The organism is Nitratireductor aestuarii, from assembly GCF_014641695.1.
In the GTDB taxonomy this organism is placed as follows: domain Bacteria; phylum Pseudomonadota; class Alphaproteobacteria; order Rhizobiales; family Rhizobiaceae; genus Chelativorans; species Chelativorans aestuarii.
On sequence record NZ_BMIF01000005.1, the window covers coordinates 164627 to 177647 of the forward strand.

General features: G+C 59.7%; 12 protein-coding genes. All 12 read left to right on the plus strand.

Annotated features, from left to right (window positions below; translation table 11 throughout):
* The first annotated feature begins 239 nt into the window (after positions 1-239).
* Entirely contained in the window at positions 240-1274 is a 1035-nt protein-coding gene (locus IEX27_RS10130; protein ID WP_188720928.1) for an ABC transporter substrate-binding protein, read from the plus strand.
* A gap of 41 nt (positions 1275-1315) precedes the next feature.
* Positions 1316-2146, plus strand: a complete 831-nt coding sequence (locus IEX27_RS10135) for an ABC transporter permease (protein WP_188720929.1) — start codon at positions 1316-1318, stop codon at positions 2144-2146.
* Position 2147: 1 nt separating this feature from the next.
* On the plus strand, positions 2148-2936 hold the full coding sequence (locus tag IEX27_RS10140; protein ID WP_188720930.1) for an ABC transporter permease: 789 nt from the start codon (positions 2148-2150) through the stop codon (positions 2934-2936).
* A gap of 2 nt (positions 2937-2938) precedes the next feature.
* Complete coding sequence (locus tag IEX27_RS10145) at positions 2939-4012, plus strand: ABC transporter ATP-binding protein (RefSeq protein ID WP_188720931.1); 1074 nt, start codon at positions 2939-2941, stop codon at positions 4010-4012.
* A gap of 11 nt (positions 4013-4023) precedes the next feature.
* Positions 4024-4977, plus strand: a complete 954-nt coding sequence (locus IEX27_RS10150; RefSeq protein ID WP_188720932.1) for an N-carbamoyl-D-amino-acid hydrolase — start codon at positions 4024-4026, stop codon at positions 4975-4977.
* Positions 4978-4981: 4 nt separating this feature from the next.
* Positions 4982-5608, plus strand: coding sequence for a helix-turn-helix domain-containing protein (locus tag IEX27_RS10155; protein ID WP_188720933.1), 627 nt, complete (start codon positions 4982-4984; stop codon positions 5606-5608).
* Positions 5598-7475: an adenine deaminase gene (locus IEX27_RS10160; RefSeq protein ID WP_188720934.1), complete on the plus strand. Its 1878-nt coding sequence runs from the start codon at positions 5598-5600 to the stop codon at positions 7473-7475. Before IEX27_RS10155 ends, IEX27_RS10160 begins: the two co-directional genes overlap by 11 nt.
* A 14-nt stretch (positions 7476-7489) precedes the next feature.
* Positions 7490-8656 carry an alanine racemase gene (locus IEX27_RS10165; RefSeq protein WP_188720935.1) on the plus strand — a complete coding sequence of 389 codons (1167 nt, stop codon included), beginning with the start codon at positions 7490-7492 and terminating at the stop codon, positions 8654-8656.
* Positions 8657-9296: 640 nt separating this feature from the next.
* A complete protein-coding gene (locus tag IEX27_RS10170; protein WP_188720936.1) occupies positions 9297-9749 on the plus strand; it encodes a hypothetical protein in 453 nt (150 codons plus the stop codon).
* Positions 9750-9765: 16 nt separating this feature from the next.
* A complete protein-coding gene (locus IEX27_RS10175; RefSeq protein WP_188720937.1) occupies positions 9766-10785 on the plus strand; it encodes a CsgG/HfaB family protein in 1020 nt (339 codons plus the stop codon).
* 102 nt (positions 10786-10887) lie between these two features.
* Positions 10888-11727: a hypothetical protein gene (locus IEX27_RS10180; RefSeq protein ID WP_188720938.1), complete on the plus strand. Its 840-nt coding sequence runs from the start codon at positions 10888-10890 to the stop codon at positions 11725-11727.
* 90 nt (positions 11728-11817) lie between these two features.
* Entirely contained in the window at positions 11818-12699 is an 882-nt protein-coding gene (locus IEX27_RS10185; RefSeq protein ID WP_188720939.1) for an outer membrane protein, read from the plus strand.
* The last annotated feature ends 322 nt before the right edge of the window (positions 12700-13021 follow it).

Sequence of the window (13021 nt, forward strand, 5' to 3'; positions counted from 1 at the left end):
GTTACCAGTTGCCAGCGCCATGGCGGCGCGAGCCACTGCCTCATTGATCATCACTCGATCATCCTTTTGATCATTTCATAGGCAGCAACTCCTCCGCGCTTTCACAGGGACTCCAATTCCCTCCGTCATGGCCTGTTTTTTGCTTCCAAACCAAGGCAAAGGGCCTTGCTAGCCGGCTACAAATTTGCAAGTACGAAAATTATTTTCGTTTTGGAAAATTCGCCACCGGAGCCCTCCTGATGAAGCTCGCCTACCTTGCCTCTGCCCTGACCATTACGTCCAGCTTGCTCGCAGCCGGCTCGCCAGCCCTCGCGCAGGAAAAGACCCTCGTTGTATCCGAATGGGGATTCAGCAACGAAGCCCTCGAAGAACATCTCTACAAGCCGTTTGAAGAAAAGCACGGCGTCAAGATCGTTCGCGAAACCGGCAATAACCCGGACCGCCTCAACAAGCTGCAGATCCGCGGTGGCGTCGACGTGATCTTCCTCACCGATGCCTTCTCACAGGTTGGCCTTGATGCCGGCGCTTTTGCGAAGATCGACCGTTCCAAGATCCCCAACCTCTCAGACGTCTACGAAATCGCCCGCGCGCCTCAGGGCGAGGATGCAGGCCCGGCCTTCACCGTCGGTCGCTATGGCATCATCTATGACGCCGACGCCGTGAAGGAGCCTATCACCTCGTGGAAGGACCTGTGGCGTTCCGACCTCGCCGGCCGCATTGCCATTCCGGGCTTCAACACCAGCTCCGGCCCGCTGACGGTCATCATCGCAGGTGAGCGCGTTGGCGCCGACGCCTTCAGGGATGCGGACGCAGCCTTCGCAAGCCTCGCAGAGATGAAGCCGAACGTCGTAAAGACCTACACCTCGGGCTCCGAGCTCGTGAACCTCTTCTCAACCGGCGAAGTGGTCGTCGGCGCGTTGCAGGACTTTGCGATCCCCGCCATCCAGGCAGCTGTTCCCTCCGCCAAGTGGGTTCCGCTGGAAGAAGGCAACTGGGGCATCTTCAGCACGGCCAACATTGCAGCCAAGTCGGAAAACCAGGATCTGGCTCACGCCTTCATCAACTGGCGCCTCGACCCGGAAGTTCAGCGCAACCTGAACATCACCACGGGCGATGCTGCGATCAACGCCAAGACCGAGCTCAATGCTGAGGAAGTGAAGTACGCAGCACATGGCGCCGAGCAGATTGGAGCCCTGCGCAAGCCGGACTATCAGGCCCTGAACGCCGCCAAGGCGGACTGGGAGCGCCGCTGGAACGAGATCTTCGGCAACTGATCTGCCGCCGTAACCTCGACAAGAATAGGGAACCGTCCACCATGAACCGAAAATGGCTTCCGCTGTTGCTGACGGTTCCCGCCCTCGCGCTGATCCTGTTTTTGCTGATCTATCCCGTCGGGGACACGCTGGCGGAATCGTTCCTGCCGCTGGACCAGGGCTGGCAGCGCTACGTCGCCTTCTTCAGCGAACCCTACAATCGCACCGTCATCCTGCGGACGATCAAGATCGCGACCATTACCACGGTTCTGTCGCTGATCTTCGGGTTCATCGCTGCACTCTTCATCACACGCTGCCCTGCGAAATACCGCACACCGCTGCTGATCCTTTCGGTTTTCCCGCTGCTTACGGGCGCGGTGGTGCGCGCCTTCGCCTGGATGATCATCCTCGGCCGCAAGGGTCTTCTGAACAACCTTCTGCTGAACCTCGGCATTGTCGATCAGCCGGTGCCAATGCTGTTTACCAGCTTCTCTCTGGTCACGGGCCTCGTCTATCTTTTCACGCCGCTCGCCATTCTCTCGCTCGTCGGCGTTCTCGACGGCATCGAGAAGGATGTGCTGGACGCGAGTTCTTCGCTCGGCGCAAACCCGCTCGGCGTCTTCACGCAGGTGATCCTGCCGCTTGCCGTCCCCGGCCTCATTGTCGGTGGCGTCCTGATCTTCACCGGCAGCCTTGCGGCGTTTGCCACCGCGCGTCTCCTCGGCGGCGACAGGCAGGCGATCATGCCCACGCAGCTCTACGAAAAGGCCATGGTCTCCTTCGACTGGAACACCGCCGGCATCATCGCCACGGTCATGGTACTTGTGACGCTGGTGGCGATCCTCGCCATGGGCAAGCTTGCCCGCCGTTTCAATCCGGCGACGGGAGGCTGACATGGGACGTAAGGTTCATCCGCTTCTGGGCATCTCCGCAGGCCTTGTCTTCCTGTTCCTGATCGCGCCGCTCGTCCTCGTACTGGGCGCGGCCTTCAACGATGCCACTTACCTCGCCTTCCCACCGCAGTCGCTGTCGCTGCGCTGGTTCGAGCGGGTCTTGAGCCTGCAGAACTTCATGGACGCCTTTCTGGTAAGCCTGACAGTTGCAATCTCGGCCACCGCGCTCGCGCTCCTTGTCGGCATTCCCACGAGCTACGCGATCGTGAAGCATCGCGGCAGCTTCCCCAGCTGGTTCAGCTCAGTCTTCTTCCTGCCGCTTCTGGTGCCGGAAATCGTGTTCGGCTTCTCGCTCCTGAAGACCGTCATCGTGGCACTGGAGCTGCCGGTCATGACGGCGCTGATCGCCGGGCACACCATCCTCGTGCTGCCCTATGCGGTGCGCGTGCTTGGCGCGAGCCTCAGCAACTTCGACTTCAGCGCCGAGGAGGCCGCCGTCAGCCTTGGCATGCATCCGCTGAAGACGGTGCTGGCGGTGGTGCTGCCCAACATCAAGGCGGGCATTCTCGCCGCGTTCATCCTCGCCTTCATCACCTCGCTGAACGACGTCTCGGTGTCACTGTTCCTAACTGGACCCGGCGTCAGCACGCTGCAGGTGGAGGTGCTCACCTATGTCGAACAGTATTTCGATCCTTCCGTTGCCGCCGTCTCGGTGCTGCTCATGGCTATCACACTCGTCGTGATGGTGGTTCTTGAGCGCAGCTTCGGCCTCTCCAATGTCGTGAAATGAAGATGACTCCGAGCGAACCCCTCGTACTGGACCGCGTCTCCGCCTCCTATGGCAATACGGAGATCCTGAAGGATTTGAGCCTCGACGTTCGACCGGGCGAACTTGTCTCCCTGCTGGGCTCCAGCGGCTGCGGCAAGACGACGACGCTGCGGCTTGTCGCCGGTTTCCTGACGCCCACCCGCGGCAGCATCCGCATCGGCGAGCGCGACGTGAGCCGCGTTCCGGTGCACAAGCGCAACATCGGCATCGTCTTCCAGAACTATGCGCTGTTGCCGCACCTGACCGTGCGCGACAACGTCGCCTTCGGGCTGAAGCAACGCGGCGTGGGAAATACCGAGCGTGACCGTCAGGCTATGGAAATGCTGGAGACGGTGGGCTTGACCGGCCTCGCCGATCGCCTGCCCTCCGCCCTTTCCAACGGCCAGAAACAGCGCGTGGCGCTCGCCCGCGCTCTGGTCATCCGCCCGCCCCTCCTGATGTTCGACGAACCGCTGTCCAACCTCGATGCCAAGCTTCGCGTCGAGATGCGCGTCCACATCCGCGCATTGCAGAAGGCCAACGAGCGCACCGCCATCTATGTCACCCACGACCAGGAGGAGGCCTTCGCCATCTCCGACCGCGTGGCCATCATGGACGCAGGCCGCATCGTGCAGCTCGATACCCCGGAAGTCCTCTATCGGCGACCGGTGAACGAATTCGTCGCCCGTTTCGTCGGCTTCGAGAACATTCTGCCCATGCAGGTCGTTGAACGACGCGGCAAGATCGTCACCGCCGCACTCGCCGGTGGAGCGACCCTCGAGCTCGATCAGGGGGAGTTCGGCATCATTCCCGACCACTTCCTGCTTGCCTGCCGCCCGGAAGGACTGCGCCTTGCCGCACCCGGCAATGCCGGTGTCCCGGTGACCCTTGGCATGCGAACCTATCTCGGACGCGCTTACCAGTATCAATGCGACAGCGATGCCGGTCCGCTGATCGCCCATGGCGCGGTGGATAAGGCACATCCGGGCGTGGGCACTCAGGCGGTTCTCTCCGTCGCCCCACAGCAGTGCGCAATTCTCCCGGCAGCGAAATCCTGAAGGAGCACAAGATGGAAAAGCGTATCGTCAACGTTGCCTGCGGCCAGCTTGGGCCGATCGCCCGCGCAGAGACCCGCACGCAGGTCGTCCGCCGCCTGATCGAGCTCATGCGTGAGGCGAAGGCGCGCGGCAGCGACGTCATCGTGTTTCCCGAACTGGCGCTCACCACCTTCTTCCCTCGCTGGGCGCTGGAGACCCAGGAAGAGATCGATAGTTTCTTCGAAAAGGAGATGCCGGGACCGGAGACCCGTCCGCTGTTCGAGGAAGCAGCAAAGCTCGGCATCGGCTTCTACCTCGGTTACGCAGAGCTGGTGGAAGGCCCGCGCCGCCGCTACTTCAACACCTCGATCCTGGTGAACCAGAAGGGCGAGATCGTCGGCAAGTACCGCAAGATTCATCTCCCGGGCTGGAGTGAGCCCCAGCCGCATCTGCGCTCGCAGCATCTGGAAAAGCGCTATTTCGAGCCGGGCAACATGGGCTTTCCGGTCTATGAGGCATTCGGCGGCGTGATCGGCATGTGCATCTGCAACGACCGCCGCTGGCCGGAGACCTACCGCGTCATGGCCCTGCTAGGCGTGGAAATGGTCATGGTCGGTTACAACACGCCGGATGACCACACCGACGTCTTCGACTTCGATATCCTGACCACCTTCCACAACCAGCTTTCGCTGCAGGCGGGTGCCTACCAGAACTCGACGTGGGTTGTTGCCACGGCGAAGGCAGGCCTCGAGGAAGGCTCGAACCTGATCGGCAACAGCATGATCGTGGCGCCTTCGGGCCAGATCATCGCGCACGCCACGAGCACGGATGACGAGGTGATCGCGGCCGGCTGCGACCTCAATATGGGTACGGTCTATCGCAAGACCATCTTCGACCTTGCCCGCCACCGGGAGCCCGAGCACTATCGCCTGATCGTGGAGCGCAAGGGGCCAGGTCCGATCCTGCCCGTGCGAGAGCTGGATTGATCACGTGAGCAGGAACCCCCAATCGCCGTCCCCCGCCGGCCAGGTGCTGACGCGGCTGCGCGCGGAAAACGGCTGGACGCTGGTGGAAGTCGCCTCAAAGACTGGTGTGTCGGTCTCGACGCTTTCCAAGATCGAGAACGGTCAGACTTCGCCCAGCTATGCGGTGATGACGCGGCTTGCGACCGGCCTCGGCGTCGATTTCGTGCACTTGATCGGCGGCAATGCCAGCCAGATGCCGCACGGCGTGCGCTCCATTACGCGCGCCGGAGAAGGCATGAGCTTCCAGACAGAGATGGGTGCCTATCGTGCATTGGCTTCCGACCTCGTCGGCAAGGTGTTCGAACCGATGCTCATCGACATTCCGGTGCGCAAGACCTTTGCCGAGCGCAGTTACAGCGCGCATCGCGGCGAAGAATTCGTATTCGTCGTGAGCGGACCGGTGGAGTTCCTGATGGAACCCTATGCCCCCATAGCGCTGGAGACGGGCGACAGCATTTATTTCGATGGCTCCTGCAAGCACGGCTTCCGCTCGCTCGCCAAGGGCCCCGCACAAATTCTATCGGTCTGCCTCGGCAGCAGATCAGACCATGCCGAACAGGCGGAGACGACAGGAGAAACGGATGAAGGCTGAAGCTCTGAACGACAGCGACGACATCGAGATCGCTGGGGACCGCGAGATCCGCATTCGTCAGGAGCTGACGCTGGTGGCGCTCGGCAAGCGTCCGGCCGATCGCTCGCTCCGTGTGGGCCGCCTTCTCGACGTCCATAGCCGCACCTGGCGCGAAGATCAGGAAATTGTCATCCACGGCCGCCGCATCGCATGGGTCGGGCCGGCTGGGACATTTCCCGGAGAAGTTCGCGAGCGCTTTCACGAACCGGACCTGATGGCCATCCCCGGCCTTGGCGAGGTGCATAAGCACATCGAAAGCTCGCACATAACGCCGGAATGGGAAGCCGCTCTCGTGGTTCCCCGCGGAAACACGTGGACCTGCGAAGCAAGCCACGAGTTTTCCAACGTCAATGGTGCACGTAATCTCGAATTCTGGCTGGAAGCCCGCCGTCGCGGCTCACCGATGAAGATCTTCCCCCTGCCCGGCTCCGCCGTTCCTCCCACAGCCTATGAGCATGGTGGTGGCTGGTATGGCTATGACGAGCAAGCGGCGTTCTTGAAGCAGACGCTGATGGTGCCGGGGCTGGACGAGGTCATGGATTGGCCTGCCGTCTGGAACCCGGAAAATCCTTCCTACCACCGTCTTTGGGGCATGATCCAGGCCACCTTCGAGCGTCGCGGCGTGGTCGAAGGCCATGCGGCGGGCCTGCGCGACATGGACTCGATCAACGCCTTTGCGGCAGCGGGCCTTGCCTCCGACCACGAGGCCTGGACGCCCGAGGAGTTCTGGGAGAAACTGGCCCACGGTCTCTTCATGGAACTGCGCGTCCACTCCATGCCGGACGTGATCAAGGGCCTGCTCGAGCGCGGCCTGCAGGACTGGTCGCAGATCGCCTTCGCCACGGATGATCGCAGCGCCTCTGACACGCTGCGCCTTGGCGCGACCGACCACAACGTGCGGCTTGCGATCGAGAATGGCCTTGCGCCAGAGATCGCCATCCAGGCCGTCACCATCAATCCCGCCCGTCACATGCGGCTGACGCCATGGGTGGGCAGCATTGCGCCGGGCCGTTACGCCGACGTCGTGCTGCTTTCGGATCTGCAGTCCTTCCGCATCGAGAAGGTCTGGGCCGATGGCCGGCAGGCTTCCGAAGGGACGCGTTACCTCCTGCCCGTGCCAAGGATTGAGTGGCCGGAATGGGCGACGAACACGATCAACATTGGCCGTACGCTCACCGCCGAGGATTTCGCGATCCGCGCAGAAGCGGGTCGCAGCACGATGAACGCCGCGCTTCTTCGGCCCTTCCACTGGACGGATGAGTTCATCACGCGCGAACTGCCGGTAGTTGACGGTCAGGTCGCCCGCGACCCCGATCACAACGTAACCAAGTTCGCCATCGTCGACCGTTTCTCGGGCAACGCGGGTGTTTCGCGCATGTTCTGGCTGGGCTGCGGCCCGCGCACGCCTGACACCGCGCTCGCCTGCTCCGTCGCCCATGACAAGCACAATATCTGGGTGGTAGGCTCGTCGGATGAGGCGATGGCCACGGCGGTCAACGCGCTCGCCGAAAGCGGTGGCGGCTGGGCGCTCGTGCGGGAAGGCAAACTCGTCGCAACCGTCGCTTATGAAGTCGGCGGCCTGATGAGCTGCCGTTCCGCCGAAGATCTCCATGCCGACATGGAGAAGCTCTACGCGGAAGGAGCGCTTGTCGACTGGATGTACGAACCTACCTTCCAGCCGCGCTGGCATCCCGGCTTCCCCGAGCGGCTCGCCTTCGCGACACTCACCTGCGCGCCTTGGCGTTGGGTACTGGTTGCACCGACGCCCGAGGCGCCGGAGGGGCTCGTCAATGTGCAGAACGGCGCGACCCATCCGGTCGTTTGGTAAGAGGACAGACTGCCATGCAGGAAGAAAGTCAGGCTGTCTCCGGCGCCTTCGCCGGAGCTGAGCGGGTGGTGACACCGCAGGTGGTCGTCGACGTCGAGCGGCTGAAGAAGAACATTGCCCGCCCCGCCGCTATCCTCCCTGCCGGCGTTGAACTGCACCCGCATGTGAAGACGCACAAGTCTTTCCGCATTGCCCGGATGCAGATGGAGGCCGGCGCCTCCGGCCTCACTGTTTCGCGTCCGGCGGAGGCTGCCGCTTTTCTGCGCCAAGGTTTCGGCACCGTCACCATAGCCTATCCGATCGTGGACAAGGCCACAGCTGCACGGCTCATGGAGATCGCGCGAGAACACGGCAGCAGGATCCGCTTCATCTGCGATTCAGCGGAAGGTGCGGCAACGCTTGCCTCCGCCGCCAGCAATAGCGCCGAAACAGTCGACGTGTTCCTGAAAGTCGACGTTGGGCTGCATCGCTGCGGCGTAGATCCGGTCTCACAGAAGGCTGTCGAGGTCGCCCGCGCCCTCGCGGATGCTCCCAAGCTCGATCTGGTCGGCCTGCTCTCTCATGCTGGACATGCTTACGGGGCTGGCACGCCAGAAGGCATCCGCGAGGTGGCCGTGCGCGAGCGCGAGCAGATGACTGAACTGCGCGAACGGCTGGCCGCTGAGGGCATCGACGCCCGGCGCATCTCGGTCGGCAGCACGCCGACGCTCTTCGCCCATGGCGGATTCGAAGGGATTCAGGAAGTGCGACCCGGAAACTACGCCTTCCTCGATCTATCGGCGGTGCGTCTCGGTATCGTCGAGCGTCGCGATCTCTCGCTCGCTGTCGTCGCGACCGTGATCAGTGCCAACGATGACTATGCCATTGTTGACGCTGGGTCGAAGACGCTCAGCTCCGATCTAGGACCCCACGGCACGAAGGGTGTAGCAGGTTTCGGTGAAGCCTATGAGATCGGCGGCGATGGCAAGGCGCGGCAAATCCAGAAACTGTCGGAAGAGCATGGTTTTGTCGTGCAGGAAGGCAAGCCGCTGAAACGCGGCGCGCGCCTCCTCATCCTTCCAAACCATTCCTGCAGCGTTGCCAACCTCGCCTCGCACCTATGCTTCCTCGAAGATGGACGGGAAGAATACGTGCCGGTCGACGCGCGCAGCGGAACACCGTGGAGCATGGCCTCGGCCTGAAACGGCCGAGCATCAGGGCGGCCGGACGCATACCAAGAGCCTGGCCGCTGCAGCGCGTTCTCAAGAGCACCTCGTGCCGCGGAACGCAGCCAGAAAACCAAATAACAATATAAATATTTTTTTGCCATGAATCATTTTGATTACACGGCATACTCTCGATAATTATACTCTAATTGGGTGATTAAGCCTCTGCGAGTTGTTTCGATATTCCCTTTTTCTTGCCAGCATCTGCAACACAGCACTCGAAAAACAGCGTGCTTTCCAGGCAACAGTTAAGGAATTGTGGAAAGATAGCGACTGAAATCGGGCCTATTCCGACCGATCATCGTAGCTGTGGACTCTTCCACAATGACCCACCTGCGCTGAAAGAGAAAATTTACTATTTATAAGGGCTTACATCCGGCTGCTGCAAGATTGCACCAGAAGTTATGCCGCGCGCCTCACCCATTTGCGCACGCTTGATTACCTCAATTGCAGTATAAACATCATCGTTCGCAGTATTTTTGAGTCACAGCACTAAGATTGACTGTACAAATTGCCTATGATACCTGCTCACTTCGATTTAGCTCTATGGGCAATCTACGCCGTCTTCGGGGGACGGCGCCCATAGTTGGGGCTCCACACATGAAAAATGAAGTGGATGGAGGGCAAAACTTTGCGCTTATTGAAGAATTACTCGGCACAAATGTGCATTGCTTGCTTGTTTTTTCTGACAGGCAGCACCGGAGTCTGGGCGCAGAACGTGGTGTCGCCGGCCGTTGACTGGAACGGCAACTATACTTTCACATCCACAGCAGACCGGAATCTTCGTCTTCTTCAAGCGGATCTGATCGAGAAGAAGGAGCAGGGATACTACGAATCTCTTGGTAAAACCTCAATAACGCAGAACGTTACCAACAATACGACCACGACAATTGGTCAAAATACGAACGCCATTGGCGCGGTGAACAATTCAACCAACAACATCAACCTGAACGGGAACAACAACAACATCGACATCAGCAATCTTGCCGATTCAACCGGCTGTCAGGACGGTAGCGTGAACATTGGCGAAGGTACGTCCGCCATCGGATCTTCCGGATGCCAATATTGAGTGGATGGATAGCAAGGTGAAGAGTCGAATTATAGCAGCACTTACTGCTGCTGCACTAGCGTCTGGATGCACAGCCACGGCAATAACACCGCCTAAAGTTGACGCTCGGCTCATTGAAGGACCTCCGATCTCGGATGTTGTCACCCCCTTCGACCAGGCGCTGACTTGTCTCGACGGAAAAGTTTCAAAGAGGGTCGTCTTCTCAGTTGGCGCTATTCTTGATCAGACCGGAAAGGAAAGTTTTACTGACGGAGGTGTTGGCAAGTTCGTAACGCAGGGTGCCGGCGACATGGTGCAGTCCGCACTATTCAAGGCGGGCGCCACCGTGGTGAACAGACGCGATCCGCGCGTTACAACAACAGAGATGGAATGGCGCATCCGCGACGCCAGCCGCATCATTCCATCCAACTTCTATATCACAGGGAGCATCAACAGCCTTGATTTCATTCCTGGCGGAGGTGTTCAGGCGGAAGTGGCGGGTATTGGCGGACGCTACCGCGCCCACCGCATGCTGGTCGGCATAGACCTTGCTCTTACCGAGGCGCATTCCGGAAGAATTGTCGCCAATGTGCCGCTGCACAAGCAGATCTATGCAAATGAATATGGGCTGGGATTGGGACGGTTCTTTGGGTCGACCCTGGCGTCCGGAGACATCGGTGGCAGAGAACGTGAAGCGCTGCATTTTGCGCTGCGCCAGATGCTTTACCTGGCCACGTTCGAACTGCTGACGCAGGTGATGAAGGCCGAGGCCTATGCTGAATGCCGCGCCTTCATTGATGAAGGGCATGGCAAGATAAATGAAACATCTACGGCCAAGGCAATTGCCGAACTTGAATCCAAGGCCAAGGCCACGACGGTCGCAGAAGAACCGATACCAACCGGCAACAACGGCGCCCCGGCGCAAGAACCGGTTCCGGTACAACAGAACGCACTCCCCGTAGCAAACGGAAACCCACCGCTCCAACAGCAGCAGTGGGATCCCGCACGGGGTGGGTGGGTACCGAAGCGTAGCGGCGAGGCTGGCGAACAACTTTGAGGTGGGGGGGCATGTTCCGCCTCACAAAACGGTGAGACCCCGCTCGCCGTCTCGTGAGAACAACGACAGTGTCGGGGAGCTGTCATCCTTTTGGAGGACGTCATGAAAATCAGATCAATATACCTTACAACAGCGGCTGTGCTTGCATTGGGCGCCGTTTCGCCTGCTGCGGCAGACAGCCTTTCGCAAACGATCGGAAACCCTATCATCGACCAGATGGAGGCCTTTGAAACAGGGAACTGGATCAACCGCGCCGTCAATGCCAATGCGATCGACGCTAGCGTGAATATCAACGCATTCCCAAATATTGAAAGCAGCAACTCATTCGAGAGTGCTGTCAACATCGGGATTGCCGTTAACATTGATGCCGAGGGGAGCGGAACTCTCCTTTCCGGGGCTGGGATAACCGGCTTTGTTGGCAACGGGCACCTTCTGGCAGATGTTTCGGCTGAGAATAATTTCTCCTTTGGCAATGCCATCGTAGCATCCACAGAAGAGATCAAGACCGTTGCCGCAGGTGCAATCAACACCGGACATATAGCGTCAGTGGCCTCTGCAGGTTCTAGCCAGGGCAATTTTGCAATGGGGGGCAGCCTCAGCGATCTTACTTACCTTAATGGTGAGGCATCATCCGCCGCAGCAGCAACCACAAACACGTCAGCGGAAGCGTTCTCCGGAAAGGGGCAATACGCCTCGCTGGGTGGTCTTAGCGCGAGTGCGAGTGGAGCGTTCGCGGAGGCGTCCAGTGGTCCGGCCACGGGCGTGTACGCTGTTAACGAAGCGTTCAACAACGCCACGATCAACGGTAGCGTAGACATCATCAGCAACGGCACTGCACTAGCAGGTATTTCCACTCTTGCTGCTGGTGCTCTGAACACAGGTTCGATTTCGTTCGGGTTTGATGGGGCTGCCCTGAACAGCGCCATCAACGGCGGCGACTAATTACTAAACGCCGCTGATAGCAGGCTGCAATCTTTCGATCCCCCGTTCGAGACTTGCAGCCTGCTACGCGGTACTTGGGGGGTATCTGCTATGAAGCGTGCTATTACAATTCTCGGGTTTCTATCTGTCGCAACTGCTGCCCATGCAGCCGATCCGGTGATGCTCGATCCAATCATCGAACCGGCGGCCTATACCGCCAACTGGACGGGCGTCTTTATCGGCGGACAGGTGGGCTGGCTCAGGGGGCCTAAATTCCCCAGGGTACCGACTGTCCCGACAAACCCTGGCGGTCCGGGCACAACCGCGGAATGCGATGATTTCGACCTCTTTGCATTTGCGCATGCATCGACGCCCAACACGAGTGCCACCGCGCTCGCATTGCCATGCGCCGCCTTCGCTATCGGTGAAACGCCGAATACAGAGGCCGCAGCGTTGGCTGTCGAAGACTGGAACGAGCGCTTCGATCTGGGAGATCAAGACGGAGTTACCGCATCGGATCTTTCCTTCTTCTACGACGAGAAGAGAAGCACCATCATCGGTGGTGTCCACGTCGGCTACAATCACCAGTTCCAGAACAATTTCGTTCTTGGCGCGCTCGCGGACGTAAACTTCCTCGATTGGGAACGGAGAATGGGTATCACGGACGGCGACAATATCTTGGGGGTCAGCCAATCCGTGAACTTCCTTGGAACGTTGCGGGCACGAGCCGGCTTCGCTGCAGACCGGGTACTGTTCTACGCAACCGGTGGCCTTGCTGTTGGCGGAGTGGAAAGCAAAGCGTTCCAGAACAACACTGTCCTGAGCTCGGATCGTGATACGCGGTTTGGCTATACTATCGGTGGCGGCCTGGAATTCCTTGCTGCGGATAACTTCAGCATTGGTGCCGAATATCTCCATACTGATCTTGAGAAGGATAACGACAATCTCAAGTTCAACAGCGTATTCCTGCGCCTGTCTTACCACTTCAGATGAGGTATCCTGATCAACCGCACATCTAAAGGAAGCTTGCTTTAAGCAGATACGAACCGCAGAACTGGATCATTTCAGCCTGACCCTACATGTTGAAATGATCCAAGCCTTGTCTGGCAGCAGTTGCGGGCAAGAATGGGTGCCCAATCCGTGCTCGCATCGCTCCAGGCGAAGGCGGCATATCGCCAATGTCACTGCGTACCGGCCATACGACAGTGCATGTCGAGCGGCCCGAGAGCATTGTCGCTGTGTGTCTGCCAGCTTCTTCCGCTTGCGGGTGTGTTGGTCGCACCATGCTTGTCACCGTGAGCTTGTCGCTCGGCGG

What these genes read in the sequence shown, in the direction of transcription:
- IEX27_RS10130 (WP_188720928.1), top strand. Translation starts at nt 240, where the DNA reads ATGAAGCTCGCCTACCTTGCCTCTGCCCTGACCATTACGTCCAGCTTG.
- IEX27_RS10135 (WP_188720929.1), top strand. Translation starts at nt 1,316, where the DNA reads ATGAACCGAAAATGGCTTCCGCTGTTGCTGACGGTTCCCGCCCTCGCG.
- IEX27_RS10140 (WP_188720930.1), top strand. Translation starts at nt 2,148, where the DNA reads ATGGGACGTAAGGTTCATCCGCTTCTGGGCATCTCCGCAGGCCTTGTC.
- IEX27_RS10145 (WP_188720931.1), top strand. Translation starts at nt 2,939, where the DNA reads ATGACTCCGAGCGAACCCCTCGTACTGGACCGCGTCTCCGCCTCCTAT.
- IEX27_RS10150 (WP_188720932.1), top strand. Translation starts at nt 4,024, where the DNA reads ATGGAAAAGCGTATCGTCAACGTTGCCTGCGGCCAGCTTGGGCCGATC.
- IEX27_RS10160 (WP_188720934.1), top strand. Translation starts at nt 5,598, where the DNA reads ATGAAGGCTGAAGCTCTGAACGACAGCGACGACATCGAGATCGCTGGG.
- IEX27_RS10165 (WP_188720935.1), top strand. Translation starts at nt 7,490, where the DNA reads ATGCAGGAAGAAAGTCAGGCTGTCTCCGGCGCCTTCGCCGGAGCTGAG.
- IEX27_RS10170 (WP_188720936.1), top strand. Translation starts at nt 9,297, where the DNA reads ATGGAGGGCAAAACTTTGCGCTTATTGAAGAATTACTCGGCACAAATG.
- IEX27_RS10180 (WP_188720938.1), top strand. Translation starts at nt 10,888, where the DNA reads ATGAAAATCAGATCAATATACCTTACAACAGCGGCTGTGCTTGCATTG.
- IEX27_RS10185 (WP_188720939.1), top strand. Translation starts at nt 11,818, where the DNA reads ATGAAGCGTGCTATTACAATTCTCGGGTTTCTATCTGTCGCAACTGCT.